This window comes from Streptomyces sp. NPDC030799 (genome assembly GCF_055572255.1).
Window position 1 is genome coordinate 136,540 of the sequence record NZ_JBVIDS010000021.1, and the last position, 26,392, is coordinate 162,931.

Consider the following 26,392-nt stretch of genomic DNA (forward strand, 5'->3'; position numbering starts at 1 on the left):
GCAGGCTACCCCTACCGCCCCCGCAGCCGCCGTACCAGGATGCTCGCGTCCCCGCGGGACTCCAGGTCGGCCAGGACCACGGCCACCGCCTCCCGGACGATGCGCCCGCGGTCCACCGCGAGACCGTGCTCGCCCCGCAGCACCAGCCGGGCGTGTTCGAGGTCCATCAGCTCCTCGGCCGACACATACACCGTGATCTTCTCGTCGTGCCGCTCGCGCCCACTGGGCCGCCGCGCCGCCGCCCGCCCCCGCTTGCGCGGCTGAGCGGCCCCGGCCCCTTCCTGCGCCGCCTGCCGCCTGGCCGGCCGGCTGCGGGACTCGCCGGCGTCGACGGGTTCCGCCTCCGCCGCGGCATGTTCCGCGCCTTCCCCGTCGCCGCCCTGCACGGGCACCGACTGCGGTGCGTCCTCGGCGGCGGCCACGTCGTCGCTCTCCCCCGCGGGAGCCGGCACCCGAGCCTCACCGCCTGCCGCGCGCCGGGGAGTCGACGGCTGAAGCGCCATCCCCCCTGTCGTACGGAAGAGTTCGTCGGCCCCGGGCAGACTCACTCGGCGTGACACCGGGCGAGCACCTCCCTGGCGAGCTGGCGGTAGGCGGCGGCACCGACGGAGTTGGAGGCGTAGGTGGTGATCGGCTCACCGGCGACCGTGGTCTCCGGGAAGCGGACCGTGCGGCCGATGACCGTGTGGTAGACGTGGTCGTCGAACGCCTCGACCACACGGGCCAGGACCTCGCGGCTGTGGACCGTGCGCGAGTCGTACATCGTGGCGAGGATGCCGTCCAGCTCCAGCTCGGGGTTGAGCCGCTCCTGGACCTTCTCGATGGTCTCGGTCAGCAGGGCCACACCGCGCAGGGCGAAGAACTCGCACTCCAGCGGCACGATCACCTTGTGAGCGGCCGTCAGGGCGTTGACGGTGAGCAGGCCGAGCGAGGGCTGACAGTCGATCACGATGTAGTCGTAGTCGGACATCAGCGGCTTGAGCGCCCGCTGGAGGGTCGACTCGCGCGCGACCTCCGAGACCAGCTGGACCTCTGCGGCCGACAGGTCGATGTTGGAGGGCAGCAGGTCCATGTTGGGGACCGCCGTCTTCAGCAGGACCTCGTCCGCGGACATGCCCCGCTCCATGAGCAGGTTGTAGACGGTGAGGTCGAGTTCCATCGGGTTGACGCCGAGTCCCACCGACAGCGCGCCCTGCGGGTCGAAGTCCACGAGCAGCACGCGCCGGCCGTACTCCGCGAGCGCGGCGCCCAGGTTGATGGTCGACGTCGTCTTGCCGACGCCGCCCTTCTGGTTGCACATCGCGATGATCGTCGCGGGGCCGTGGTCGGTCAGCGGGCCCGGGATCGGGAAGTACGGCAGCGGGCGTCCGGTCGGACCGATGCGCTCACGGCGCTGGCGGGCCGCGTCGGGCGCGAGCGTGGCCGCGTACTCCGGATCGGGCTCGTACTCGGCGTCGGGGTCGTAGAAGTGCCCCTCGGGCAGTTCGTCGTAGTCGGCGAAGTGGTTGTGGGGCGCGCCACTTCCGTCGCCGGCCATGGCGTTCACGTGATGGCCATCCATGCTCTGGTGTGCTGTCCGGGCGGTCTTGGGTCCCGGACTCTGGTGGGCTGCGAAGGTGCGCACAGCTACGGAGCCGACAGCCTCGAATCCCGCGGGGCCCTGGCCCCGTGCAGGCATTCCTGGTTGACCACCCCCGGGAGAAAATGTCGACTCATTCACAAGTCGTCTTACCTCCTTGGTGACCAGGAAACTTCTAGACAAGGTCAGCGTGGCACCATGCCGACGGTTGGCGACTCTATGGCGTGTCGGCGGTCCGCAGCAACACAATCCGCCGGACCCGGCAGGATGTGTCGGCAATGAAACATCCCGCTGTCAAGGGCGTACGGCCGTCGCACAGCAGGTTTCACCGGTGTGCGAATCGGTCGAAGGGTTACGTTCGAGGCGAGTTGACCGAGAGTCGCAAAGTGACCATACACACATCCGGCCGGACCTTGTCGGGCAAGGTCCGGCCGGGTGCGCGGGGTTGACGAGGTGTGTTGACGAATCGCCTTTTACCTGATGGTGACTTAGCGATTCATCAGGTCACAGGACTCGGTCGGGCGTCAGCCGAGCAGGGACTCCAGTTCCACGTGCTCCAGACCGTGCGCCTCTGCGACCTCCTTGTAAACGACCTTGCCGTCATGGGTGTTGAGACCCTTGGCGAGCGCGGCGTCGCGGCGCAGCGCCTCGACCCAGCCGTTGTTGGCGAGGGAGACGATGTACGGCAGCGTCGCGTTGGTGAGGGCGTTGGTGGAGGTGTTGGGCACCGCGCCGGGCATGTTGGCGACGCAGTAGAAGACCGAGTTGTGCACCTGGAAGGTCGGCTCGGCGTGCGTCGTCGGGTGGGAGTCCTCGAAGCAGCCACCCTGGTCGATCGCGATGTCGACAAGAACACTTCCGGGCTTCATGCGGGCCACCAGCTCGTTGGTGACCAGCTTCGGGGCCTTGGCGCCCGGGATGAGGACCGCACCGATGACGAGGTCGGCGTCGAGGACGGCCTTCTCCAGCTCGAAGGAGTTGGACATGATCGCCTTGACCTTCGTACCGAAGATCTTGTCGGCCTCGCGCAGCTTGTTGATGTCGCGGTCGAGCAGGGTCACGTCGAAGCCCATGCCGACAGCGACCTGGGTGGCGTTCCAGCCGGAGACACCGCCGCCGATGACCACGCACTTGGCCGGGGTCACGCCCGGAACGCCGCCCGGCAGCACGCCACGGCCGCCGGCCGCGCGCATCAGGTGGTAGGCGCCGACCTGCGGGGCGAGGCGGCCCGCGACCTCGGACATCGGGGCGAGCAGCGGCAGCGCACGGTTGGGCAGCTCGACGGTCTCGTAGGCGATGGCCGTGGTGCCGGACTCGATGAGCGCGTCCGTGCACTCCTTGGAGGCGGCCAGGTGCAGGTAGGTGAAGAGGATCTGGTCCTTGCGGAGGCGGTGGTACTCCTCCGCGATGGGCTCCTTGACCTTCAGCAGCAGGTCGGCGGCGGCCCACACCTCGTCGGCGGTGTCGAGGATCCCGGCACCGGCGGAGACGTACTCCTCGTCCGTGATCGAGGAGCCGAGGCCGGCACCACGCTCGATGACGACCTGGTGGCCGTTGCGCACCAGCTCGTGCACACCGGCGGGGGTGATGGCCACCCGGAACTCGTTGTTCTTGACCTCGCGGGGGATGCCGACCTTCACGTCGATCACGGTCCTTGGCTCAGAGGGTATGGGGGGTGCATTACAAGACATACCCAGGCATGCAGGGCACACCGGGAGACACCGCAGGAGAACGTGCGGCAGAGCCAGTTTAATGAAGGCGTTCCGCCTGTCTAGCCTTTCATTGCATCAATCTTCACTGGATGTACTGCGGATTTCGCAGGCGTTAGCGTCTTGATTCGGGCTTGCCTCGCTGTTCTGGGCCTCCTCGTCCAGCATGCGCCCGGCCGCCGCGCGGTGCAGACGGGCGGCGGTGGGGTCGCCGAGGTGCTCCAGGGTGTCGGCCAGCCTCAGCTGCACCGCGGCCTGCAACCGGACGTCCTCGGCGCGGCGCGCCCACTCCACCGCCTCCTGGCAGGTGCGCAGCGACTCCTCGAACCGCCCGGCGTACTCCTGCACCCGGGCCAGCTCGCTCAACGCCCGCGCGTGAGCCGCGACATCGCCGCTCCGGCGGTGGCCGGCGACGGCGGCCCGCCAGTTCCTGACGGCCTCGCCGTAGCGGCCCGCGTAGGTGTGCGTGGCGGCGATCCGGCCGTACAGCCGGGCCACCTGCTCGCGCTCACCTCGGGCCAGCCGCTCGGCGAGGGCCCGGCCGAACCAGTCGGCGGCCCGGTCGTAGTCCCCCAGCTCCTGGTACGCGCCACCTACGGATTCCATTGCGCGACCGGTGGCGTACGGGTCATTCGCCCTGCGTCCGGCGTCCAGAGCCAGCCGGTACCGTGCCAGCGCGGCCCGGGTACGGCCGGTCTGCGCGTCCACATCGCCGAGGTTCAGCAGCGCCGCGGCCTTCTCCCGGACCAGGCCGCGCCGCTCGGCGACATCCAGGACGAGGCTGTGCACGTCGTACAGATCGGCGGCCGCGGCCTGCGTGCCGACATGCGCGACCAGGGCCCTGACCAGCTGGGACATCAGCCGCCGGGCCAAGGTGTCCAGCTCGCCGTCGGCCACCGCGAGACGCGCGGACGCCAGCAGCGCCGGCCGGCGGATGCGCAGCCAGTCGGCTGCCGCGCGGGGATTCGGGAAGCGCAGCTCGCGGGGCATCGCGCTCAGCTTCTCCCGGGCCTGCGGGCTGTCCGTCTCGGTGATCGCCCGGCAGGACTGCAGCAGCCGTACGGTCCGCTCCAGCATCCGGGCCCGGGCCAGCTGCAGCTCCGCGGGCCGCTCGTGGTTCTCGGCGAGGGCGCGCAGCAGCGGGTGCAGACAGCCGGGGACGTCGTAGAGGGGCAGCGGGGCGTCCACGGCGCGCAGCAGGCCGAGGGTGACGAAGTCGTCCAGCACGGCGCGGGCCGCGCCGACCGAGCAGCCGGCGAGGGCCGAGGCCGTGTGCGGGTCGATCAGGCCGGCCGGGGCGAGGGAGAGCAGGGGCAGCATCCGGGCGGCCGGGCCGGGCAGCTCGCTGCGGACGTGCCGGAACATGCGGGCCAGCGGGGTGCCGTCGGTGCCGTCGTCGGCGGTGTGCAGCCGTTTGGCGAGGTCGGAGATGGCGGACTTGGGGCGGGCGGCGAGCCAGCCGCCGGCCAGGACCAGCGCGGCCGGGTGGCCCTGGCAGGCCTCGACCAGGCTCTCGGCGGAGCGCGGGTCGACCGTGATGCGGACCGCGCCGGTGTAGCGGGTGAGCAGTTCCACCGCGGACTTGGTGTCCAGGCCGCCCAGGGTGCAGGGCCGGACGTCCGCGATACCGGTGAGCGGGCCCGAGGAGACGGCCACCACCAGGCAGTCCGGGGCTTCCGGGAGCAGTGCGTCGACCTGCTCGGCGCCGGCCGCGTCGTCCAGGAGGAGCAGGGCACGGCGGTCGGCGAGGGCGGTGCGCAGCGCCTCGGTCAGGTCGTCCTCGGCCGCGCCGGCCGGGGCGGGCAGGTCCAACGCGGCGAGCAGCTCGCGGGCGGTGCGCGCGACCGGGACGGGACTGCCGTCGGGGTCGCTGAGCCGGGCCCGCAGCACCCCGTCGGGGTAACGGTCCGCCACCTGCCGTACGAGTTCCTCGGCGAGGGCGGTGCGGCCGGAGCCGGGGCGGCCCGCGATCAGCAGCACGCGCGCGCGGGGGGCCTTGCGGCCGGAGAGGGTGTCCAGGCCCGCGCGCTCGATGTCGGCGCGCAGTTCCTTCAACTCCCTTGTACGGCCCAGGAAACGGTCGTCCGCGTGCGCCGACAGCCGCACGAAGCCTGTGCCCACCGCCTGATCCGTCACGGGCCACACTCCCGTCCCACCGCACGCGCAGGCCCGCCGGACCCTCCCGGTACGGGCGTGCGCCTTCATTGGCTCGCTCGCGAGGAGCCTAGTTCACGCTCTGCGACGTGCCGGGAGGAGCGTGGCGGACGGGTCCCCTGATCGGATCAGGCGATCGTCACACCACTACGCCGTACGGGTGCTGTTCAGGGCGTGAAGGGGCGGGCCGGCCAGGGCGCGTCGGCCGGGCGCAGTGCGTCGAGGCCGTCGCCGCTGCGGGCGGCCACCAGCGAGAGGACGCCGACGACCAGGCAGTTGTTGTGCACGTCGCCGGCCAGGACGCGGCGCACCAGTTCCTCGACCGGTACGCGCGCCTGCTCCATGTCGGTCTCCTCGTGCTCCGCCGCGAACCGCTCGCCCTCGGCCGCGGACAGGTCACGGGCGAGGAAGATCCGTACGGCCTCGTCGCAGCCGCCGGGCGTGGTGTAGACGTCGGTCAGCACCCGCCAGTCCTCGGCCTTGACGTGCGCCTCCTCGTACAGCTCGCGCTGGGCGGCGTGCAGCGGGTTCTCACCGGGTACGTCGAGCAGGCCGGCCGGGATCTCCCACAGCCTGTACCGCACCGGGTGGCGGTACTGGTTGATGAGCAGTACCCGGTCCTCCTCGTCCAGGGCGAGAACGGCGACCGAACCGGGGTGGACCTGGTAGTCGCGGCGGGCCACCGAGCCGTCGGGCATGACCACCTCGTCGGTGCGCACGGAGGTCTTGTTGCCGGTGAAGGGCGTCTCCGTCGCCCGGATCTCCCACGCCTCGGCGGTGTCCTTGATCGTCATGCCCTGTCCTTCCCCACATGTGCACAAAGCGGCCGGGGCGCGATCGTTCTGAACCCGCGCGCCCCGGCCACCGTACAACTCTTGTGTTACTGCGAGATCTTCCGCTCGACAGCGGCCTTCACCAGGCCGGCGAACAGCGGGTGCGGACGCGTCGGCCGCGAGCGCAGCTCGGGGTGCGCCTGCGTGGCGACCAGGTAGGGGTGGACGTCACGCGGGTACTCCACGTACTCGACCAGCTTGCCGTCCGGCGAGGTGCCCGAGAACAGGATTCCGGCCTTCTTCTCCAGCTCCGCGCGATAGGCGTTGTTCACCTCGTAGCGGTGGCGGTGCCGCTCCTCGATGTACTCCTTGCCGTCGTACACCTCGCGCACGATCGAGCCCTCGGCGAGCTTGGCCGGGTACATGCCGAGCCGCATGGTGCCGCCCATGTCGCCCTCACCGGCGACGATGTCCAGCTGCTCGGCCATGGTGGAGATGACCGGGTGGCCGGTGGCCGGATCGAACTCGGTGGAGTTGGCGTCCGGGATGTCGGCCAGGTTCCGCGCGGCCTCGATCACGATGCACTGCAGGCCCAGGCAGAGACCGAGCAGCGGGATCTTGTTCTCGCGGGCGAAGCGGATCGCGCCGACCTTGCCGAGCACACCGCGGTCGCCGAAGCCGCCGGGGATGCAGATGCCGTCGACGTCGCCGAGCTGGGCCTTGGCGCCGGCCGGGGTCTTGCAGTCGTCCGAGGTGACCCACTTGATCTTCACGCGGGCACGGTTGGCGAAGCCGCCGGCGCGCAGCGCCTCGGTCACCGACAGGTAGGCGTCGGGCAGGTCGATGTACTTGCCGACCAGGGCGAGGGTGATCTCGTGGTCGGGGTTGTGGACGCGGTCCAGCAGGTCGTCCCAGGTCGTCCAGTCGACGTCACGGAACGGCAGGTCGAGCTTGCGCACGACGTAGGCGTCCAGGCCCTCGGAGTGCACGACCTTCGGGATGTCGTAGATCGAGCGGGCGTCCGGGCAGGCGACCACGGCGGCCTCGTCGACGTCGCACATCAGCGAGATCTTCCGCTTGATCGCGGTCGGGACCTCGCGGTCGCAGCGCAGCACGATCGCATCGGGCTGGATACCGATGTTGCGCAGCGCGGCGACGGAGTGCTGGGTCGGCTTGGTCTTCAGCTCGCCGGACGGGCCGATGTACGGCAGCAGCGAGATGTGCACGACGAAGACGTTGTCCCGGCCGACCTCGTGGCGGACCTGGCGGACGGTCTCCAGGAACGGCAGCGACTCGATGTCGCCGACGGTGCCGCCGACCTCGGTGATGACGACGTCCACCTCGTCGGTGGCCATGCGCCGGATGCGGTGCTTGATCTCATTGGTGATGTGCGGGATGACCTGCACGGTGTCGCCCAGGTACTCGCCGCGCCGCTCCTTGGCGATCACGGTCGAGTACACCTGGCCGGTGGTGACGTTGGCGGAGCCGTCCAAGTCGCGGTCGAGGAAGCGCTCGTAGTGTCCGATGTCGAGGTCGGTCTCGGCGCCGTCGTTGGTGACGAAGACCTCACCGTGCTGGAAGGGGTTCATGGTGCCCGGATCGACGTTCAGGTACGGATCCAGCTTCTGCATCACGACGCGCAGGCCGCGGGCCTTGAGCAGCATGCCCAGGCTGGAGGCGGTCAGGCCCTTGCCGAGCGAGGAAGCGACACCCCCGGTGACGAAGATGTGCTTGGTCGTCGTGGCTGTGCTGTTTCGAAAAGCAGCGGGCGGCATGGCCAAGAGGGGGCTCCCGTGGTCGCGATCTGTCGTGCGGTGCGGCTGCCGTCCCGGAGATCTCCGGGGGTGCCGTCGCTGCGGTTCGGGGGACGCCTTTTTTCCTTTGGGGCCCACCGGTCCACGGGCTACCAGGGTATCAGCGCCTGGAGGAGATGGCTTCCGGCCACGCTCCGCGCTCACCCGGGCACGGGCCGCTCGCCCCACCGCCCGCTGCCGGGCCCCGGCCCGGGAAACGTCGCCTCATGTGTCAGCACGGGCACACACAGGTCACATGGTTATCACCTGCTGCTCACCCGTTCGGCTCACACGGGTTGCCCGGAGCGGCACGCAGATCATCTACGTGCGTCGTATCCTGCTCGGACACTCGCTGCCGAGCCCGGCCGGAACGACGGCACACCCCCGCCTGCACCACCCGGAACAACGAGAGCGCGGCAGTTCGTTGAGCAAAGACTGTCGTATTGCCTCAGGGCTCGGCGGGCTGCTTTGCTTCACCGCTCAACGACGCATAACAACGACCCCTTGACCGCACTAGCGACAGCCCCCTGCGCGGGGGTGACGTGGCCGTTCGACTGGAGTTGCACGTGGCCGGGCGCATCGAAGACTACGCACTCATCGGAGACATGCAGACCGCAGCACTGGTCTGCCGGGACGGCACAGTGGACTGGCTGTGCCTGCCCCGCTTCGACTCGCATGCCATCTTCGCCGGCCTGCTGGGCACCGAGGAACACGGTTTCTGGCGGCTCGGCCCGGCCCACGCGGCCGACGTGCAGCCGCCCACGGCCACCCGGCGCAACTACCGGGGCGACTCGCTGATCCTGGAGTCGGAGTGGGACACCCCGCGCGGTACGGTCCGCGTGACCGATTTCATGCCCCCGCGTGAGGGCGCGCCGCAGCTGATCCGGATCGTCGAGGGCGTCACCGGCCGGGTGCCGATGCGCTCGGCCCTGCGCATGCGGTTCTCCTACGGCCGTGTCGTGCCCTGGGTGCACAAGCACGAGGGCCGCACGGTGGCGGTCGCCGGGCCGGACTCGGTGTGGTTCGACACCGAGGCCGAGACCTACGGAAAGTCGCTGACGACGTACGCCGACTTCACCGTCGCCCCGGGTGACCGGATCGCGTTCACGATCTCGTGGCAGCCCTCGCACAGCGAGCCGCCGTCGCTGCCGGAGCCGGAGGCCTCGCTGGAGGCGACGGAGGAGTTCTGGCGCGAGTGGGTCGAGCACTGTACGTACCACGGGCCCTACCGCGAGGCGGTGGTCCGTTCGCTGATCACCCTGAAGGCCCTGACGTACGCACCCACGGGTGGCATCGTCGCCGCGCCGACGACCTCGCTGCCGGAGGACATCGGCGGCGTGCGCAACTGGGACTACCGCTACACCTGGCTGCGCGACGCAGCGATCACCCTGTCGTCCCTCCTGCGCACCGGCTACCGCGAGGAGGCCCGCGCCTGGCGCGAGTGGCTGCTGCGCGCGGTCGCCGGCGACCCCGAGAACCTGCAGATCATGTACGGCCTCGCGGGCGAACGCGAGCTGGGCGAGGCCGAGCTGGACTGGCTGCCGGGCTACGAGAACTCCGCCCCGGTCCGGGTCGGCAACGGCGCGGCGCACCAGCTCCAGCTGGACGTGTACGGCGAGGTCACCGAGGCCCTGCACCTGGCCCACATGACGGGCCTGGCCCGCCACGACTACGCCTCCCTGCTCCAGCTGAAGCTGATCCGCTATCTGGAGGACCACTGGCAGGAGCCGGACGAGGGCATCTGGGAGGTGCGCGGTCCGCGCCGGCACTTCGTGCACTCCAAGGTGATGGCCTGGGTCGCGGTGGACCGCACCATCAAGCTGATCGAGTCCGGGGACGCGGACGGCCCGCTGGAGCGCTGGAAGGAACTGCGCGACGACATCCACCGGGACGTGTGCGAGAAGGGCTACGACAAGGAGCGCAACACCTTCACGCAGTCCTACGGGTCCCAGGAGCTGGACGCCTCGCTGCTGCTCATCCCGCAGATGGGCTTCCTGCCGCCGGACGACAAGCGGGTGATCGGCACCATCGAAGCCATCCAGCGCGAGCTGTCCACCCAGGACGGGTTCATCCTGCGCTACCCGACGGAGGGCGACCACGCGGGCGTCGACGGCCTGCCGGGCGACGAGGGCGCCTTCCTGGCCTGCTCCTTCTGGATGGCCGACGACCTGGCGATGATCGGCCGCGTGGACGAGGCCCGCAAGCTCTTCGAAAAGCTGCTCGCGCTGCGCAACGACCTCGGTCTGCTGGCGGAGGAGTGGGATCCGCGTCTGCAACGGCAGGTGGGCAACTTCCCGCAGGCGTTCAGCCATGTGCCGCTGATCGACACGGCACTGCGGCTCACGGCGTCCGGGGCGTACGGGGGCTGAGCGGTCCGCCTAGGCTGACAGCAGCACCCTGTCCGGAAGGGGGCTGCCATGGCTGCCCGTGCCAGGGCGGGCGCGGCACTCGCCGCGCTCCGCGAGGATCTGTCCGGTGACGTGTTCGCCCCGGACGACCCGGGTTACGACGACACCCGCGGCGTCCTCAACGCCATGGCCGACCCTCGCCCGGCCGTGATCGCGCAGTGCGCGCACGCGGCCGACGTGGTCCGGGCCGTCCGCTTCGCACGCGAGCTGGACCTGCGCATCGCGGTGCGCGGCGGCGGATACGGCCTGGCGGGGGCCCGGGTCGACGGCGCGCTCCTGGTGGATCTGCGCCGGATGCGGGGCGTGACCGTCGATCCGGCGGCCGAGGCGGCCCGGGTCGAGGGCGGGGCCACGACGGACGACCTTGACCGGGCGACCCGGCCCCACGGCCTGGCGGCCACCGGCTGCCGAATGGCCGGGACCGGCGTCTGCGGCTTCGTGCTCGGCGGCGGCACCGGCCGGCTGGACCGTGCCTTCGGTCTCGCCGTGGACGACCTCATCGGGGTGGAGCTGGTGACCGCCGACGCCGAGCGGGTGCACGCCAGCGCCGACGACAACCCCGAGCTGTTCTGGGCGCTGCACGGCGGGGGCGGCAACTTCGGCGTCGCGACGGCACTCACGCTGGGGCTGCACGAGCTGCCCCAGTTCTCGGTGATGCTGCTGCTGTGCCTGCCGGAATTCGGCCCGGACGTGGTCCGCACCTTCCGCGAGATCATCCGTACCGGCCCGGACGAGGTGGGCGGCGCGGTGCTGTATCCGGCCCTGGACCGGGCCCTGTGCGGCGCGCTGCTGACGTATGCGGGTGGGGAGGCGGGGTTGCGCCGACTCACGGAACCGCTGCTGGCACTGCCGCACACCGCGGAGCTGACCGGTGCCGAGGCGCAAGGTCGGCTGTGCGCGACGGGCGGGCGGGCCCACTGGTCGGCGGAGTGCCTGACGGACCTGCCGGACGCGCTGGTGGACGTCTTCTGCGCCCGAGCGCAGGCGGTGCCGTTGCCGGGCGGCTTCCGGCACATGCTCCTGCCGCTGGGCGGTGCGGTCGTCACCGGGCCGGCCGCGTACCCGGTGCCGTACCGGGACGCGCCCTGGCTGCTGCACCCCTTCGCCCGCTGGACGGACCCGGCCGATGACCAGCGTGCTCTCGCCTGGGTGCGGGACGCGTGCGCCGATGTACGGCCGTGGAGCACCGGTGCCGTCCCCCTCGACCTCGTCGGCGACGAGGGACCCGAACGCGTCCGGGCGGGCCTGGGCGCAGGCAACCTGCTGCGGCTGGAGAAGGTCAAGCGGCGCTGGGATCCCGACAACGTCTTCCGCTTCAACCACAACATCCGGCCGATCTAGCGCAGAGCTGTCCCGCGGACGTTTGCGCAGGTAGCGTCCGCTGCATGGACAGCCGTACGGACAACCGACTCGACACCCAGGGCGCCGGGATCACCGTTCAGCGGGCGCTGGAACTGCCCGGACTGCGCAGCGGGCTGCCGGAGATCCTCGCGGGTGCCGACCGGCTGGGGCGCACGGTGCGCTGGGTGCACGCGGGCGAGGTGCCGAACATCGCCTCGCTGCTCAAGGGCGGCGAACTGCTGCTCACCACCGGCTACGGACTCGGTACCCGCCCGGCCGAGCAGCGGGCGTTCGTGCGCACCCTCGCCGAGCGCGGGATCGCCGCTCTGGTGGTGGAGCTGGGCCCGCGCTTCACGCGGCTGCCCGCCGCACTGGTGGACACCGCACGCAGCGCCGGACTCCCGCTGGTGCAGCTGCACCGCGAGGTGCCGTTCGTGACGGTGACCGAGGAAATCCACACCGAGATCGTCAACGGCCACTACGCCCTGCTGCAGCGGGCCGAGGAAGTGCACCGGCGCTGCACCGAGGCGCTGCTGGGCGGCGGCGGGGTGCCGCAGGTGCTGGGGATCCTGGCGGGCTTCAGCGGCAACCCGGTGTTCCTGGAGACGTCCGACGGCCGCCTGCTGTACGCCGCCGGGGAGGGGCCCGAGGGCGCGGACCCGCTGCAGGTGTGGGAGGGGCTGCGCGGTCCGCAGAAGGACGCGCCGCCGCCCGCCGGCTCGGTGCTGGTGGATGTGCCGGGCGGCGGTCCCGGTACGGCGGGCTCGGTGCGGGCCCGGCTGGTCCTGCTGCCGGTCCGCGGGGCCCTGGCGCCGGTCCACCGGATCGCCGCCGAGCGGGCCGCGGGCATCCTGGCCGTGGTGCTGATGCAGGCCCGGCAGGAGGAGGAGCTGGCCGCCCGGGGGCGTGGTGACTTCCTCACCGATCTCGCCGAGGGCCGTATCGCTGCGGAGGACGCCCCCGCGCAGGCCCGGGTGCTCGGCTTCAAGCCCGGCGACAGCCCGCTGCTGCCGGTGGTGATGCGGATCGGCGACTCCCTCTCCCCCGGCGGAGGCTGGGCGGTGCTGGCGCGGGCGGTCTCCGAGGAGCTGGCCGCGGTGGGGGTGCCGGTGCTGCTGGGCGTGCGGCCGGTGGAGGGCCGGGTACTGGTGCTGCTCGGGCTGCGCTCGGAGCCGGAGCGCCCGGCGGTCGCGGACCGGGTGGCGGCGGCGCTGCGGGCGGGCGTGGAGCGGGCCGGGATGCGCCGGCCGGGCTCGCCGCCGCCGGTGGTGGTCGTCGGTGTGGCGGGCGGCTGGGCGGCCGCGTCGGCCGGGCTGCGGCACGCGGCGGAGACGGCGACGGCGGCCCAGGGCCTGACCGACAGGCCCTGGTACGACGCCCGCCGCCTCGACATCGACCTGCTGATGTGGCGGCTGCGCGACCATCCGGACCTCGCCGCGTTCGTGGACCGTGCGATCGGCCCGCTGCGCGACCACGACCACCGCTCCAAGCCGCCGCTGCTGCCGACCCTGGAGACCTATCTGGCGCACGCGGGGCGCAAGGCCGAGACCGCCCGCGAACTGCACCTCAACCGACAGACCCTCTACAACCGGCTCGCGCGGATCGGGGAGTTGCTGGGCACCGACCTCGACGATCCGCAGACGGTCCTGGCGTTGAGCCTGGCACTCAGGGCCCGCAGGCACGTGCCCTAGGGGTGTCGTTTGGATCAGGCCGGTCGGCACCCCCTAGGCCAGGGGCCTGGGCTGCGTCAACTCGTCGTACACGCTGAGCACTTGGGCGACCGTCTCGTCCTCGGTCGGCCACCCGGCGGCCTGCCGCACGCCCCGTTCGCACAGCTCCTCCCGGCGCTCCGGGTCCCCCAGGAGCCGTACGACGGTGTCCGCGAGCGCCGCCGGGTCGCCGTACGGGACGAGTTCGGCCGCGTCGCCGACGAGGTCGGGGATGCCGCCGACCCGGGTCGCGACGAGCGGCACGCGCGCGTACAGCGCCTCCTGGGCGAGCACGGACCGGGATTCCCAACTGCTGGTCAGCAGCGCCAGATCGGCGGCGGCGAGCAGCTCGGGCACGTCCTCGCGGTGCCCGATGAGCCGCACCGGCAGCTCCTCGTCCTCGATCCGCCGCAGCAGCGCCCCACGCAGCGGCCCTTCCCCGGCGATGACGACCAGCGGCACGGGGTCCAGGTCCCGCCAGGCGCGGGCCGCGTCGAGCAGGACGTCGTAGCCGCGCTGCCGGTCGAGGGAGCCGACCGCGATGAGCAACGGGCGTCCGGTGGCACCGAGTTCGGCCCGGACCTTGGGACGCAGCCGGTCGGGGTCGTCGAGGACCACCGGACGGCGCTGCCCCGGCAGGCCGACGGCGGCGAGCCGGGCGTCCCGCGCCCCCGTCCGCCGGGCCCGGTCCACCAGGTCGGGGCTGGTGCCGAGGACCACGGCCGCCGTGCGCATCACCCGCCGTTCCAGCAACCGCAGCAGATGCGCTCGGGGGCCCTCCGCCTGCGCCCGGTTGTGCCAGGTGACCACCAGCGGGGTGCGCCGGCCGCTGAGCGCGAGGACGGCGCGGAAGGAGGCGTGCAGCCCGTGCGCGTGCACCAGGTCGGCGTGCGCGCAGGCCGTCCGCAGTGCGGCCACCGAGACGGGGTCGCTGCTGCGAGGCACGTGCACATGTTCGGCGCCGGCGGCGGTGAAGTCGTAGGCGCGGTCGGCCTCGACGGGGGCGCACACCGTGACCCGCACGCCCCTCGCCACGAGCCCCTCGGCCAGCGAGCGCACATGCGCACTGCTGCCGGCGTTGCCTCCGCCCAGCACCTGCACGGTGCGCAGCGGCGACTGGCCGTGCGGTGCGTTGCTGCTCAGAGGGGTCACGGGGCCGGCGCTCCTGGTTCTGCGTGGGCGGTCACGAGGAAACGTACAGAAGGTAGCGGGCTCAGGGGGGCGGAAGGACGTACCCCGCGCGCCTCCCGCGCGGACCGTGTTCCCTCAAGCATGCCAGGGGAACCGGCCGTTACGGGAAATCCGGCGGGCGCACAGTGCGGCGGGCCGGGGCAATGCGCCGGAGCATGTCACCCACACGGGTGAGCGACACCCCGGCACGGACGACCGGCCCCCACCGCATACGGCAAGGTCAGACGCTCACAGCGCCCGCGCCCAGGCGCTCACCCGGTCCCCCTGGACCGTGGCCGCGACGACCGCGACGGCGTGCGCGAGAAGGGCGGGGCGCTGGTTGCCGGCCACGACGGCCGCCCCCAGCGCCGCGCCGAGGGCGTGCGCCCCCGTGTCCCCGATCATCGTGCGCTCGCCGAGGTCCTCGGGCAGGACGGCCGCGGCGGCGCCAACGACGGCGGCGGCCAGCTCCCCCGCCGGGCCGCTGCGCAGCAGACCCGGCGCCCCGAGTGCGAGCACGGCACCGGCCGCCCGGCCGGGCCGTACATCGAGGAGGTTGACGACGTGCGCGGCCCCGGCGATGACGACACCGGCGAGCACCTTGTCGAGGAACCGCTCCTTCATCAGCGCGCCGGCCACCAGCCCGGCCGCCGATATCCCGAACAGCTTCACGGCCCCGCTGGTGACCTCCCCGTCCCGCAGGGCCCCCAGGTGTGCCCGGAACCCGCGGCGCGGATCCCCGGCCCCGGCGACATCGTCGTACGCCCCGCACACCCCGGCCGCCAGCACGGCGAGCCCGGCACCGGGGTGCGCCCGCCCGGCCGCTACGGCGACCGAGACGGCGGAGGCGGGGCCGGCGTACAGCCCGACGGGCCGGCCCGCGTGGTTCTTCCGCTCCCAGCGCTCCCGTCCGCCGGGCGCACTGCAACGGAGCAGGGCCTGGCCGGCCCGGGTGAGCGCGGCGGACAGCAGGAACGAGCGGGACTTTCGCTGGACGATCATCCCGCCACCCTAGAACCCGCCCCCGGGCCGGAACCCGCCTACAGCTCGGCCCGCGCCGTGGCCAGCAGTTCCTCCGCGTGCGCCCGGGCCGTCTCGGAGTCCTCCTGGCCGGCCAGCATCCGGGACAGCTCGCGGACGCGCTCCTCGCCCTCCAGCACCTTCACGCCGGAGCGGGTGACCGACCCGTCGTTGGTCTTCTCGACCAGCAGCTGCCGGTCGGCGAAGGCGGCGACCTGGGGCAGGTGGGTGACCACGACGACCTGCGCGGTCCTGGCGAGCTTCGCCAGCCGCCGCCCGATCTCGACCGCGGCCTTGCCGCCGACACCGGCGTCGACCTCGTCGAAGAGATAGGTCGGCACGGGATCCGTGCCCGCGAAGACGACCTCGACGGCGAGCATCACGCGGGACAGCTCACCGCCGGACGCACCCTTGGCGATGGGCCGCGGCGGCGCGCCCGGGTGCGGGGCGAGCAGCAGCTCGACCTCGTCGACGCCCGACGGCCCGTAGGCCACGGTACGCCCGCCGACCTCGACACCCTCCGGGTCCTCGGTCTGGCGGATGTCGAAGGACACGCGCGCGTGGGGCATCGCCAGCGAGGCCAGCTCGGCGGTCACGGCGGCGGCGAACCGCTCGGCGGCCTCCGTCCGCGCATCCGTCAACGCCTGTGCCAGACCGCCCAGTTCGGTCCGCAGCGCGTCCCGCTCGGCGGTCAGCTCATCGATCCGCTCGTCGTCGCCGTCCAGCTCCGTCAGCCGCGCGGCACTCTGCTCGGCCCAGGCGAGGACGGCGTTGACGTCGTCGCCGTACTTCCGGGTGAGGGCCGTCAGGGCGGCCCGGCGCTCCTCGACGGCGGCCAGCCGCAGCGGATCGGCGTCGAGGTCGTCGGCGTAGCCCGCCAGCTCCCCGGCGACGTCGCCGAGCAGGATCCCGATCTCCCCGATCCGGTCGGCGAGCGAGGCCAGCGCCGGATCGTGCGAGCGCACGGCCTCCAGCGCCCGGTGCGCGCCCGCGACGAGCGTCGACGCGTCGATCCCCTCGGGGTCCTCGGGATTGCCCGCGAGAGCGGCGTGCGCGGCCGTCGCGGCGGACGACAGCGCCTCCGCGTGCCCCAGCCGCTCGGCCTCCTCGGCCAGCTCGACGTCCTCCCCGGCCCGCGGCTCGACGGCGGCGATCTCCTCCAGCCCGTACCGCAGCATGTCGGCTTCCTGTGCCCGCTCACGCGCGCGCGTGACGATCTCCTCCAGCTCGGCGGAGACGGCCCGCAGCCGCCGGTAGGCCTCGGAGTACTTGGCGAGCGGCACGGCGACGGCGTCGCCCGCGTACCGGTCCAGGGCCTGCCGCTGCCGGGACAGTTTCAGCAGCCCCTGCTGGTCGGTCTGCCCGTGCACGGCCACCAGGTCGTCGGCCAGCTCGGCGAGCAGCCCCACAGGGACGCTGCGCCCGCCCAGGTGCGCCCGGGAGCGACCCTCGGCGGAAACGGTACGGCTGATCAGCAGGGCCCCGTCGTCCAGCTCGGCCCCGGCCTCCTCGGCGCGTACGGCGGCGGCGGCGTCCGCGGGGACGGTGACCCGCCCCTCCACGACCGCTTTCCCGGCGCCGATCCGCACGAGCGCCGGGTCCGCCCGTCCGCCGAGCAGCAGCCCCAGGCTGGTGACCACCATGGTCTTGCCCGCACCCGTCTCACCGGTGACGGCGGTGAACCCGGGCGACAGTTCGACGACGGCATCGTCGATGACCCCGAGCGACCGTATCCGCATCTCCTCCAACACGGAACAGACCATACGAGGTCCGGGGCGGGGAGTGCACACAGGCCGCTCTTTCTAGTGAGGCGCCCCTCGCCACCCGGTCGTCGGCAACGCGAATTTCGCCACCAACCGATCCGTGAACGACGAATGGTGCAGCCGGGCCAGCCGCACCGGCACGGCCCCGCGTCGCACCTCCACCCGCGCCCCGGGCGGCAGCTCCACGGTCCGCCGCCCGTCACACCACAGGACCCCCGGCGGGATGTGCGGCAGCACCTCCACGGCGAGCACCGAATCCGGCGACGTGACCAGCGGCTTGGCGAACAGCGCATGCGCACTGATCGGCACCATCAGCAGCGCCTCCACCTCGGGCCACACCACCGGCCCGCCCGCGGAGAAGGCGTACGCCGTGGACCCGGTGGGCGTGGAGAGGATCACCCCGTCGCACCCGAACTCCGACACCGGCCGCCCGTCGATCTCCAGCACGACTTCCAGCAGCTTCTCGGCACCGGCCTTCTGCACGGCCGCCTCGTTCAGCGCCCAGTCCGTGTGCACGATGTCCCCGTTGCGGTGCACGACGACATCGACGGTCATCCGCTCCTCGACCTCGTAGGAGCGTGCCACCACCCGGTCGACCACCCGATCGAGGTCGTCCCGTTCGGCCTCCGCGAGGAACCCCACCCGTCCGAGGTTGACGCCGAGCATCGGTACCCCGGAGGCCCGCGCGAACTCGGCACCCCGCAGCAGCGTGCCGTCGCCGCCGAGCACGATCAGCAGCTCGCACCCGTCGAGGCACTGCGGGGTGGCCTCCTTGACCAGCTGCACCTCGTCCGGCAGCGGCAGGTCGCGCGCCTCCTCCTCCAGCACCCGCACCCCGATGCCGTGCCGCAGCAGGCCCTTGACGACGAGTTCCGCACTGCGGATCGCCGCGGGCCGCCCGGTGTGGGCAAGCAGGAAAACAGTACGCGCCAGGTTCTGTGTCAACGCGGCCCCTCCGCCACTGCACGGTCGACGTCGGCCGGGTCCACCTGGGGTGCCCCCGCCCGCAGCCAGAGAAAGTACTCGACGTTCCCCGAGGGGCCGGGCAGCGGGCTGGCGGTGACACCTTGCACCCCGAGCCCCAGCTCCCAGGCCTTCTCGGCCACTCCCCGCACGGCCTCCGCGCGCAGCTGCGGACTCCGTACGACACCCCCGCTGCCGAGCCGCTCCTTGCCCACCTCGAACTGCGGCTTGACCATCATCACCAGGTCGGCATCCGGCTTCACGCACCGCTTGAGGGCCGGCAGCACCAGCCCGAGCGGGATGAAGGACAGATCACCCACGACAAGATCCACAGGCTCCCCATCGATCGCCTCGAGCGTCAACTCGCGTACGTTCGTACGGTCCTTGACGGTGACGCGTTCATCGCTCTGCAGAGACCAGGCGAGCTGTCCGTATCCCACGTCCACGGCGACGACGTGTGCGGCGCCCGCGCGCAGCAGGACGTCGGTGAAGCCGCCGGTGGAGGCGCCGGCGTCCAGCGCGCGCCGGCCCTTGACGACGAGCCCCTGCGGGACGAACGCGTCGAGCGCGCCGGCGAGCTTGTGGCCGCCCCGGGAGACGTAGTCCGGGTCGCTGTCGTCGGCCTGGACCACGATCGCGGCGGCGGTCTCCACCTGGGTGGCCGCCTTGGTCGCCACGGTCTTGCCGACGGTGACCCGCCCGGCGGCGATCAGCTGGCTGGCGTGCTCACGCGAACGCGCGAGCTTCCGGCGGACCAGCTCCGCGTCCAGACGGCGACGTGCGACTCCTGCCACGTTCGGTTCAGCTCCTGTGTCGGTACGCCGGTGACGGCGTCTGTTGGTGCGAGGGCGGGGGCACCGGAGGTCCCGGGCGGGCGTCGAGCGCGGTGAGCGCGTCGCGCAGCCCCCGGTGTACATCCTCGTACACCTCGACGTGTCCGTCGGTGGCGAGGTGGTCGGCGTCGGCCAGCCGCGCCAGCTGGGCGTCGACCTCCGCGTTGCCGGTGGGGGTGCGCGGGACGTTCAGGGGGGCGGGCGCGGCGGAGTCGTACGCCTCCGGTGCCTCCACCGCCTCCACCGGGATCTCCGTCTGCGGAACCGAGTCGCTCATGCCCAGACGCTACCCCGAACCGCTGGGGTACCGTCGTGGGCGATGGCCACGCTCGAGGAGTGCCGCGCCGCGCTGGGAAAGCTTTCGGACAACATGCAGGGCGCCGAGGGCGACGTTCGTGCGGCTGCCGCCCTGGACCGCTCGGTGAGCTGTCACATCACCGATCTGGACGTCACGTTCGTCGGCCGGATGACGGGCGGCCGGATCGAGGTGGACGACACCCGTCCGGGACCGCCGCGCGAGAAGGCGCAGATCAGGCTCGCCATGGCCGGGGACGATCTGGTGGGCCTGGTGGACGGCCGGCTGAACTTCGCGACCGCCTGGGGGACGGGCCGGGTGAAGCTGGAGGCGAGCCTGCTGGATCTGTTCCGGCTCAGGAAGCTGCTGTGACCTTCGCCGCGCGTGCCTTGCGGGCCGCCGGTACGACCAGCGGGGTGCCGGTCTCCGGGTCGTCGATGACCTGACACCGCAGGCCGAACACCTGCTCCACCAGCTCGGCCGTGACGATGTCGTTCGGGGCGCCCTCGGCGATCACCTCGCCGCCGCGCAGGGCGATGAGGTGCGTGGCGTAGCGGGCGGCGTGGTTGAGGTCGTGCAGGACGGCGACCAGGGTGCGGCCCTGGGTCTCGTGCAGCTCGGCGCACAGGTCGAGGACGTCGATCTGGTGCTGGATGTCGAGGTAGGTGGTCGGCTCGTCCAGGAGCAGCAGCGGCGTCTGCTGGGCGAGCGCCATGGCGATCCACACCCGCTGCCGCTGCCCGCCGGACAGCTCGTCGACATACCGGTCGGCCAGCCCGTCGACCCCGGTCTGCCGCATCGACTCCTGGACGACCCGCTCGTCCTGAGCCGACCACTGGCGCAGCAGGCTCTGGTGCGGGTAGCGGCCGCGGCCGACGAGGTCGGCGACGGTGATGCCGTCGGGCGCGAGGGACGACTGCGGGAGCAGGCCCAGGGTCCGCGCCACCTTCTTGGCGGGCATCGACTGGATGACCTGCCCGTCCAGCAGCACCCTGCCCTCACTGGGCTTGAGCATCCGGGACAGCGCCCGCAGCAGCGTCGACTTGCCGCACGCGTTCGGGCCGACGATCACCGTGAAGGAGTTGTCGGGGATCTCCACCGACAGCTGTTCGGCGATGACGCGCTGGTCGTAGGCGAGGGTGATGTTCTCGGCGGACAGACGGTTCACAGTGCTCCTCTTGCTGTCTGACTCGGGGACGGCGCTCATATCCGGCCCGCCCTGCGCTCGGCGACCAGCAGCCACAGCAGATAGCAGCCGCCGAGGACACCGGTGACCACGCCGACGGGCAGCTGGTCGGCACCGAACGCGCGCTGCGAGGCCCAGTCGGCGGCGACCAGCAGGGTGGCGCCCATGCACAGGGACGGCAGCAGGTTCGGGCCCGGCGAGCGGGTCAGGCGCCGGGCCAGTTGCGGCGCGGTGAGCGCGACGAAGCTGACGGGTCCGGCGGCGGCGGTGGCGGCCGCGGTGAGCAGTACGGCGGAGACCATCAGCACCAGCCGGACGCGCTGCACCCGCACCCCGAGGGCGTTCGCGACGTCGTCGCCCATCTCCGTCATCCGCAGCCCGCGCGCGTTCACGAGGACCAGCGGGACGAGGACGGCACACAGGGCGAGCAGCGGCCACACCTGGTCCCAGTCGCGGCCGTTGAGGGATCCGGTCATCCACACGACCGCGCGGGCCGCGTCGACCAGGTCGGCCTTGGTGAGCAGATAGCCGTTGACGGCCGTCATGATCGCGGAGACGCCGATGCCGACCAGGACGAACCGGTATCCGTGCACGCCCTGCTTCCAGGCGAGCAGATAGATGGCGAGTCCGGTCACCAGGCCGCCGATCAGCGCCCCGAAGGTGACCTGGGTGGCCGTCCCGGACATCAGCACGATGACGACCAGCGCGCCGGCCGTCGAGCCCTGGGAGAGGCCCAGCACGTCCGGGCTGCCGAGCGGGTTGCGCGAGAGGGACTGGAACAGCGCGCCGCCGAGGCCGAGCGAGGCGCCGACCAGCAGCCCCACCAGCACACGCGGCAGGCGCAGTTCGTTGACGATGAAGTCCTGGTACGCGGTGCCGTTACCGGCCAGGGTCCTGAGCACATCACCTGCGGGTATCTTCGCGTCACCGGTGCCGATCAGCGCGACGCCCAGAGCACACGCGGCGGCCAGCAGCAGGACGACGACGACCAGGGCCCGCAGGTCCAGGCGCAGGGAGAGCCCGCCGGGAGTGCGTACGGCCCGGTTCATGGGGCGGGTCTTCACAGCTGGGCCGTCCTCCGCCGTCGTACGAGAAAGATGAAGACCGGGCCGCCGATGAGCGCGGTGACGATGCCGACCTGGAGTTCCGAGGGGCGGGCCACGACCCGGCCGACGACGTCGGCGCCGAGCAGCAGCACCGGGGACAGGACCGTGGCGTACGGCAGGATCCAGCGCAGGTCGGGGCCAGTGAAGGAGCGCACCACGTGGGGGACCATCAGGCCGATGAACACGATCGGCCCGCAGGCGGCGGTGGCGGCACCGCACAGCACGGTGGCGGCCAGCATGGCCAGGGCACGGGTGCGGCCCAGGTGGGCGCCGAGGGCGCGGGCGGTGTCGTCGCCCATCTCCATGGCGTTCAGCGGCCGGGCCAGCGCCAGGGCGAGGGCCGTGCCGACCGCGAGGAACGGCAGCACCTGCAGGATGGTCGAGTCGGTGGCCGAGGCCAGCGAACCCACCGTCCAGAAGCGCATTTTGCCCAGCGCCGCATCGTCCATGATCATCACGGCCTGGAGATAGCCGTACAGGGCGGCGCTGATCGCCGTACCGGCGAGGGCGAGCCGTACCGGAGTGGCGCCCCGGCTGCCGCCGAGGAACCACACCAGGGCGCCGACCGCCGCCGCCCCCAGGAAGGCGAACCACACATAGCCGGTGAGGCTGGTGACGCCGAAGTAGGTGATGGCCGTGACGACGGCGGCGGAGGCACCCGCGTTGATCCCGAGCAGTCCGGGGTCGGCCAGCGGATTGCGGGTGAGCGCCTGGAGCACCGCACCCGCGAGGCCGAGCGCGGCACCGGCCAGCAGGCCGAGGACCGTGCGCGAGAGCCGCTCGTCGACGACGACATCGCCGTAGGTCCCCGTGTCGTGGAACAGGCCGTGCCAGACCTGGTCCGGCGACAGTGCTTTCGCCCCGATCGCGATGCTCGCCACGGCGACGAGCACCAGGATCGCGGCGGACAGCAGGAGCCCAAGGGCCCTGGCCGCTCGGCGGGTTGGGGGCGCGGGGGCGGTCTCCGCGCGTGGTTCCGGAGGACTGTCGACCAACACGAGGTTAGGTTAGCCTACCCTCGCCCCTGATCTCGATCCCCGGCTGCCGATGCGTCACAGTCCAAGACGGGCCAGCGCCTTCCCTCCGTCCAGCTCGCAGGAGCCCTCCCCGGCCGCCGTCCAGGCCGCCGCGCACAGGGCCCGCAGTCCGTCCAGCGCCTCGCCGTCCCCCTCCAGCTCCAGCCGGTCCGCCCCGGCCGTCGCCGTGAACCCGCCGCAGCGGAAGCTCCCCGAGACCGCGGTGACCTCCGGCTGACCGGTGAGCAACCCGCGCAGATCGGCGTCCACATAGGTCGGCCGGTGCTGCGGCGGCGCCGCCAGCAGCCGGGCGCCGTCCGTGACACCTGTCAGTACCAGCAAGGAGTCGACCTCGCCGTTGAACGCGCCCTCGATGTCCGTGTCCAGCCGGTCACCGACCACCAGCGGCCGCTTCGCACCCGTCCGGATGACCGTCTCGCGGTGCATCGGCGGCAGCGGCTTGCCCGCCACCCGAGGCTCCTTGCCCGTCGCGATCCGTACGACCTCCACGGCCGCCCCGTTGCCCGGCGCGATGCCCCGCCCGCTCGGAATCGTGAGATCGGTGTTGGAGGCGAACCACGGCACACCGCGCGCGACCGCGTACGCCGCCTCCGCGAACCGCCCCCAGGTCAGATCCGGCCCGCCGTACCCCTGCACGACCGCCGCCGGATCGTCGTCCGCCGACTCCACGGGGGTCAGCCCCCGCTCGCGCAGCGCCACCCGCAGCCCCTCACCGCCGATCACCAGCACCCGCGCCCCGACCGGCACCTGCTCACTGATCAGCCGCGCGACCGCCTGCGCCGACGTGATGACGTCGTCGGCAGCCGTCGGTATCCCCAGCTCCGTCAGATGCTCCGCCACCGTGTCCGGGGTCCGCAGCGCGTTGTTGGTGACGTACGCCAGATGCATCCCGCCCGAGCGCGCCACCGCCAGCGAGTCCACCGCGTGCGCGATCGCGTTCCCGCCCGCGTACACCACCCCGTCCAGATCGAGCAGCGCCGTGTCGTACGCCTCGCTCAGGGGCTGCCCACTGCCCTCGGGCCTCGTCCTGACCGTCTGGCTCATTCCACATCGCTCCTCGTTCGCCGACGTTCAAAGGCTTTCCATCGCCTTTCCCCCGATCATCCCGCACACCACTGACACACGTACGATGCCGGGATGAACACTGCAGGTCACTCGGAAGCAACGGCGCGCCGAGGCCTGGAACTCACCCCGTTCCGCGGCCTTCGCTACGACCCCGACCGGGTCGGCAGCCTGGCCTCCGTCACCTCACCGCCGTACGACGTCGTCGTCCGCCCCGACGGGGTGCACCACCTCCAGTCGGCCGATCCGCACAACATCGTTCGGCTGATCCTTCCTCAGGCCGGCACGCCCAGCGCCCGCACCGAACAGGCGGCCGACACCCTGCGCCGCTGGCTGGACGAGGGCATCCTCGCCGCGGACCCGGAACCCGGCCTGTACGTCTACGAACAGCGGGACGGAGGCGACATGCTGCAGCGGGGTGTCATCGGCCTGCTGCGGGTCTCGCACCCGGCCGAGGGCGTGGTGCTGCCGCACGAGGACGTCATGCCGCCGGTGGTCGCCGACCGCGCGGCCCTGATGCGGGCCACGCGCGCGAACCTGGAACCGCTGCTGCTGACCTACCACGGCGACGGCACGGCCGCCGAGGTCATCGAGCGCACGGCGGAGAAGCCCCCGCTGCTGGACACGACCACCGAGGACGGCTACCACCACCGCCTCTGGTCCATCACCGACCCCACCGACCTGGCCCGTATCCAGTCCGACCTCGCCCACCAGCAGGCCCTGATCGCCGACGGTCACCACCGCTGGGCCACCTACCTGCGGCTACGCGCGGAGCACCCCTCCCCCAGCCCCTGGGACCACGGCCTGGTCCTGCTCGTCGACACCGCCCGCTACCCGCTGCGCGTCCGTGCCATCCACCGCCTGCTGCACGGCCTGCGGGTCGCGGACGCGCTCGCGGCCGTGGAGGGCCTGTTCCGGGTACGGCACCTCGACACACCGCTCACCGAGGCACTGGCGGCGCTCGCGGACGCGTCCTGCGCGGGCAACGCCTTCCTGCTGGCCGGCGACGGCGCCTTCCACCTGCTCGACCGCCCGGACCCGGCCCTGCTGGCCCGGACGATCCCGGTCGACCGCCCGGCCGCCTGGCGTTCCCTGGACGCGACGGTCCTGCACCACACGCTGCTGGACCACGTCTGGCACATCCCCGAGGACTCCGCAGCCCACATCGCCTACATCCATGACACGGCCGCGACGGTCGACAAGGCGGAACACGACGGCAGTACGGCCGTCCTGATGCACCCCGTCCGCGAGGAGGTCGTACGCGACCTGGCCCGCCACGGCGTGACGATGCCCCGTAAGTCGACGTCGTTCGGCCCGAAACCGGCGTCGGGGCTGGTGCTGCGGGCCCTGGAGATCTGAGCGCGCGTTCCGAGCGCCCGATCCCAGCGCCCGGAACGAGAAGAGGGCAGACCCTGGGGCCTGCCCTCTTCTCTCCTGTGCTCTTACTCGTCGCCGTCCGCGTCGGAAGGCTTCTCCGGCTCACCCTGGCCCTCGTCCAGAGCGTCGACGAACTCCACGCCGTCCAGCTCGGCGAGCCGGTCGGAGGCGTCCGTGCTGCCGTCCCGGTCGGCTTCCACGGCCTTGGCGAACCACTCCCGCGCTTCGGCCTCCCGGCCGGCGGCCAGCAGGGCGTCGGCATAGGCGTACCGCAGGCGCGCGGTCCACGGCTGGACCGAGTTGGAGGCCAGCTCCGGGCTCTGCAGGGTCACGATGGCCGCGTCCAGCTGGCCCATGTCACGCCGGGCACCGGCCGCGACGAGCCGCATCTCGACTTGACCGGCCTTGTCCAGCTTGTGCACCTCGGAAGCGCCGGCCATGTCCAGCGCCTTCTCGGGCCGCCCGAGCCCACGCTCACAGTCGGCCATCACCGGCCAGAGGTCCACGGTGCCGGTCATCCGCCGCGCGGCCCGGAACTCGGCGAGGGCTTCGGAGTACTTCTGGCTCGCGTACGCCGCGAACCCGGCGGCCTCGCGTACGGCGGCCACACGGGACGCCAGACGCAGGGCCACCTTGGAGTAGCCGTAGGCGCCCTCGGGGTCCTCGTCGATGAGCCGGGCCACCATCACCAGGTTCTTGGCGACATCGTCCGCGAGCGTCTTGGGCAGGCTCTGCAGCTCCTGCCGGACGTCCTTGTCGATCTCGTCGCCGGTGACGTCCTCCGGGATCGGCAGCCTCTTGATCGGCTCGCGGTCACGGTCACGATCCCGGTCACGCTCGTCGCGGAAGCGGCCACCGCCCCTGCGGTCGTCACGCCGGTCGTCACGCCCCCGGAAGCCACCGGGCCGACCACCACGGTCGTCGCGACGGGGTCCACGTCCACCGCGGTCGTCGCGGCCCCGGAATCCACCGCGCTCGCCACGGTCGTCGCGGCGCTCGTCACGCCGATCATCGCGCCGGTCGTCACGCCGGTCGTCGCGGCGGAAGCCGCCACGGTCGCCACGGGTGTCATCACGCCGGCCGTAACCGCCACGGTCGTCGTCACGACGGTAGG

22 protein-coding genes are annotated in these 26,392 nt (G+C 72.3%); 5 read left to right on the plus strand and 17 right to left on the minus strand.

The genetic code is table 11. The features are described from left to right. Nucleotides 1–11 precede the first annotated feature (11 nt). From ACZ41I_RS39645 to ACZ41I_RS39670, 6 genes are all read right to left on the minus strand, one after another. Nucleotides 12–560, minus strand: coding sequence for a hypothetical protein (locus tag ACZ41I_RS39645; RefSeq protein WP_363218208.1), 549 nt, complete (start codon nucleotides 558–560; stop codon nucleotides 12–14). Next, the gene (locus ACZ41I_RS39650) at nucleotides 545–1,678 is read right to left on the minus strand and encodes a ParA family protein (protein ID WP_363218209.1); all 1,134 of its coding nucleotides are present in this window, start codon (nucleotides 1,676–1,678) and stop codon (nucleotides 545–547) included. Before ACZ41I_RS39650 ends, ACZ41I_RS39645 begins: the two co-directional genes overlap by 16 nt. 425 nt (nucleotides 1,679–2,103) lie before the next feature. Further along, nucleotides 2,104–3,228: an alanine dehydrogenase gene (ald, locus tag ACZ41I_RS39655; protein WP_351242394.1), complete on the minus strand. Its 1,125-nt coding sequence runs from the start codon at nucleotides 3,226–3,228 to the stop codon at nucleotides 2,104–2,106. 138 nt (nucleotides 3,229–3,366) lie between these two features. Continuing rightward, nucleotides 3,367–5,424: a tetratricopeptide repeat protein gene (locus ACZ41I_RS39660; RefSeq protein ID WP_468516423.1), complete on the minus strand. Its 2,058-nt coding sequence runs from the start codon at nucleotides 5,422–5,424 to the stop codon at nucleotides 3,367–3,369. Nucleotides 5,425–5,609: 185 nt separating this feature from the next. After that, entirely contained in the window at nucleotides 5,610–6,236 is a 627-nt protein-coding gene (locus ACZ41I_RS39665; RefSeq protein ID WP_399775598.1) for an NUDIX domain-containing protein, read from the minus strand. 86 nt (nucleotides 6,237–6,322) lie between these two features. Continuing rightward, nucleotides 6,323–7,990 carry a CTP synthase gene (locus tag ACZ41I_RS39670; RefSeq protein ID WP_363218224.1) on the minus strand — a complete coding sequence of 556 codons (1,668 nt, stop codon included), beginning with the start codon at nucleotides 7,988–7,990 and terminating at the stop codon, nucleotides 6,323–6,325. A 584-nt stretch (nucleotides 7,991–8,574) separates the two neighbouring features. Between ACZ41I_RS39670 and ACZ41I_RS39675 the strand changes: the two genes are divergently transcribed. Genes ACZ41I_RS39675 through ACZ41I_RS39685 form a run of 3 tightly spaced genes read left to right on the plus strand, consistent with a single transcriptional unit; the run spans nucleotide 8,575 to nucleotide 13,448 of the window. Then, entirely contained in the window at nucleotides 8,575–10,377 is a 1,803-nt protein-coding gene (locus tag ACZ41I_RS39675; protein ID WP_363218225.1) for a glycoside hydrolase family 15 protein, read from the plus strand. Nucleotides 10,378–10,425: 48 nt separating this feature from the next. Beyond that, nucleotides 10,426–11,757 (plus strand): FAD-binding oxidoreductase, encoded by a 1,332-nt coding sequence (locus tag ACZ41I_RS39680; RefSeq protein ID WP_468516424.1) that lies wholly within the window; start codon nucleotides 10,426–10,428, stop codon nucleotides 11,755–11,757. A 44-nt stretch (nucleotides 11,758–11,801) separates the two neighbouring features. Beyond that, nucleotides 11,802–13,448: a PucR family transcriptional regulator gene (locus ACZ41I_RS39685; RefSeq protein ID WP_468516425.1), complete on the plus strand. Its 1,647-nt coding sequence runs from the start codon at nucleotides 11,802–11,804 to the stop codon at nucleotides 13,446–13,448. Nucleotides 13,449–13,481: 33 nt separating this feature from the next. On the opposite strand, the gene ACZ41I_RS39690 is transcribed toward ACZ41I_RS39685, so the two are convergent. From ACZ41I_RS39690 to ACZ41I_RS39715, 6 genes are all read right to left on the minus strand, one after another. After that, nucleotides 13,482–14,618: a glycosyltransferase family 4 protein gene (locus tag ACZ41I_RS39690; RefSeq protein WP_363218214.1), complete on the minus strand. Its 1,137-nt coding sequence runs from the start codon at nucleotides 14,616–14,618 to the stop codon at nucleotides 13,482–13,484. A gap of 267 nt (nucleotides 14,619–14,885) precedes the next feature. Then, nucleotides 14,886–15,638, minus strand: a complete 753-nt coding sequence (locus ACZ41I_RS39695) for a hypothetical protein (protein ID WP_399775592.1) — start codon at nucleotides 15,636–15,638, stop codon at nucleotides 14,886–14,888. A gap of 38 nt (nucleotides 15,639–15,676) precedes the next feature. Next, nucleotides 15,677–17,419 (minus strand): DNA repair protein RecN, encoded by a 1,743-nt coding sequence (gene recN, locus ACZ41I_RS39700; RefSeq protein WP_399775590.1) that lies wholly within the window; start codon nucleotides 17,417–17,419, stop codon nucleotides 15,677–15,679. A 39-nt stretch (nucleotides 17,420–17,458) separates the two neighbouring features. Then, nucleotides 17,459–18,364 carry an NAD kinase gene (locus ACZ41I_RS39705; RefSeq protein WP_031162432.1) on the minus strand — a complete coding sequence of 302 codons (906 nt, stop codon included), beginning with the start codon at nucleotides 18,362–18,364 and terminating at the stop codon, nucleotides 17,459–17,461. Next, nucleotides 18,361–19,176 (minus strand): TlyA family RNA methyltransferase, encoded by an 816-nt coding sequence (locus ACZ41I_RS39710; protein WP_363218217.1) that lies wholly within the window; start codon nucleotides 19,174–19,176, stop codon nucleotides 18,361–18,363. Before ACZ41I_RS39710 ends, ACZ41I_RS39705 begins: the two co-directional genes overlap by 4 nt. A 7-nt stretch (nucleotides 19,177–19,183) precedes the next feature. Then, nucleotides 19,184–19,492 (minus strand): hypothetical protein, encoded by a 309-nt coding sequence (locus tag ACZ41I_RS39715; RefSeq protein WP_363218218.1) that lies wholly within the window; start codon nucleotides 19,490–19,492, stop codon nucleotides 19,184–19,186. A gap of 42 nt (nucleotides 19,493–19,534) precedes the next feature. On the opposite strand from ACZ41I_RS39715, the gene ACZ41I_RS39720 reads away from it, so the two are divergent. Continuing rightward, entirely contained in the window at nucleotides 19,535–19,882 is a 348-nt protein-coding gene (locus tag ACZ41I_RS39720) for an SCP2 sterol-binding domain-containing protein (RefSeq protein ID WP_468516426.1), read from the plus strand. Here ACZ41I_RS39720 and ACZ41I_RS39725 read toward each other — a convergent pair. From ACZ41I_RS39725 to ACZ41I_RS39740, 4 genes are read right to left on the minus strand one after another with little or no spacing between them, the layout of a single operon-like run. Next, complete coding sequence (locus ACZ41I_RS39725) at nucleotides 19,866–20,717, minus strand: ABC transporter ATP-binding protein (RefSeq protein ID WP_468516427.1); 852 nt, start codon at nucleotides 20,715–20,717, stop codon at nucleotides 19,866–19,868. The two genes, ACZ41I_RS39720 and ACZ41I_RS39725, sit on opposite strands and share 17 nt — an antisense overlap. Further along, nucleotides 20,714–21,745 (minus strand): FecCD family ABC transporter permease, encoded by a 1,032-nt coding sequence (locus tag ACZ41I_RS39730; protein ID WP_399775791.1) that lies wholly within the window; start codon nucleotides 21,743–21,745, stop codon nucleotides 20,714–20,716. Before ACZ41I_RS39730 ends, ACZ41I_RS39725 begins: the two co-directional genes overlap by 4 nt. 11 nt (nucleotides 21,746–21,756) lie before the next feature. Then, nucleotides 21,757–22,800 carry a FecCD family ABC transporter permease gene (locus ACZ41I_RS39735; protein WP_468516428.1) on the minus strand — a complete coding sequence of 348 codons (1,044 nt, stop codon included), beginning with the start codon at nucleotides 22,798–22,800 and terminating at the stop codon, nucleotides 21,757–21,759. Nucleotides 22,801–22,854: 54 nt separating this feature from the next. Further along, on the minus strand, nucleotides 22,855–23,883 hold the full coding sequence (locus ACZ41I_RS39740) for an HAD hydrolase-like protein (protein ID WP_468516429.1): 1,029 nt from the start codon (nucleotides 23,881–23,883) through the stop codon (nucleotides 22,855–22,857). Nucleotides 23,884–23,976: 93 nt separating this feature from the next. Here ACZ41I_RS39740 and ACZ41I_RS39745 point away from each other — a divergent pair, with 93 nt between their 5' ends. Next, entirely contained in the window at nucleotides 23,977–25,260 is a 1,284-nt protein-coding gene (locus tag ACZ41I_RS39745) for a DUF1015 domain-containing protein (protein ID WP_363218223.1), read from the plus strand. 83 nt (nucleotides 25,261–25,343) lie between these two features. Here the strand turns inward: ACZ41I_RS39745 and ACZ41I_RS39750 are convergent, their stop codons facing one another. Beyond that, nucleotides 25,344–26,072 (minus strand): hypothetical protein, encoded by a 729-nt coding sequence (locus ACZ41I_RS39750; RefSeq protein ID WP_399775789.1) that lies wholly within the window; start codon nucleotides 26,070–26,072, stop codon nucleotides 25,344–25,346. Between the last annotated feature and the right edge of the window lie 320 nt (nucleotides 26,073–26,392).

Bases quoted from the DNA above. Each gene is read 5' to 3' on its own strand.
- ACZ41I_RS39695 (WP_399775592.1), bottom strand. From the start codon at position 15,638: ATGATCGTCCAGCGAAAGTCCCGCTCGTTCCTGCTGTCCGCCGCGCTC.
- ACZ41I_RS39730 (WP_399775791.1), bottom strand. From the start codon at position 21,745: ATGAACCGGGCCGTACGCACTCCCGGCGGGCTCTCCCTGCGCCTGGAC.
- ACZ41I_RS39680 (WP_468516424.1), top strand. From the start codon at position 10,426: ATGGCTGCCCGTGCCAGGGCGGGCGCGGCACTCGCCGCGCTCCGCGAG.
- ACZ41I_RS39740 (WP_468516429.1), bottom strand. From the start codon at position 23,883: ATGAGCCAGACGGTCAGGACGAGGCCCGAGGGCAGTGGGCAGCCCCTG.
- ACZ41I_RS39665 (WP_399775598.1), bottom strand. From the start codon at position 6,236: ATGACGATCAAGGACACCGCCGAGGCGTGGGAGATCCGGGCGACGGAG.
- ACZ41I_RS39715 (WP_363218218.1), bottom strand. From the start codon at position 19,492: ATGAGCGACTCGGTTCCGCAGACGGAGATCCCGGTGGAGGCGGTGGAG.
- recN (WP_399775590.1), bottom strand. From the start codon at position 17,419: ATGGTCTGTTCCGTGTTGGAGGAGATGCGGATACGGTCGCTCGGGGTC.
- ACZ41I_RS39725 (WP_468516427.1), bottom strand. From the start codon at position 20,717: ATGAGCGCCGTCCCCGAGTCAGACAGCAAGAGGAGCACTGTGAACCGT.
- ACZ41I_RS39720 (WP_468516426.1), top strand. From the start codon at position 19,535: ATGGCCACGCTCGAGGAGTGCCGCGCCGCGCTGGGAAAGCTTTCGGAC.
- ACZ41I_RS39685 (WP_468516425.1), top strand. From the start codon at position 11,802: ATGGACAGCCGTACGGACAACCGACTCGACACCCAGGGCGCCGGGATC.
- ACZ41I_RS39650 (WP_363218209.1), bottom strand. From the start codon at position 1,678: ATGCCTGCACGGGGCCAGGGCCCCGCGGGATTCGAGGCTGTCGGCTCC.
- ACZ41I_RS39745 (WP_363218223.1), top strand. From the start codon at position 23,977: ATGAACACTGCAGGTCACTCGGAAGCAACGGCGCGCCGAGGCCTGGAA.
- ACZ41I_RS39670 (WP_363218224.1), bottom strand. From the start codon at position 7,990: ATGCCGCCCGCTGCTTTTCGAAACAGCACAGCCACGACGACCAAGCAC.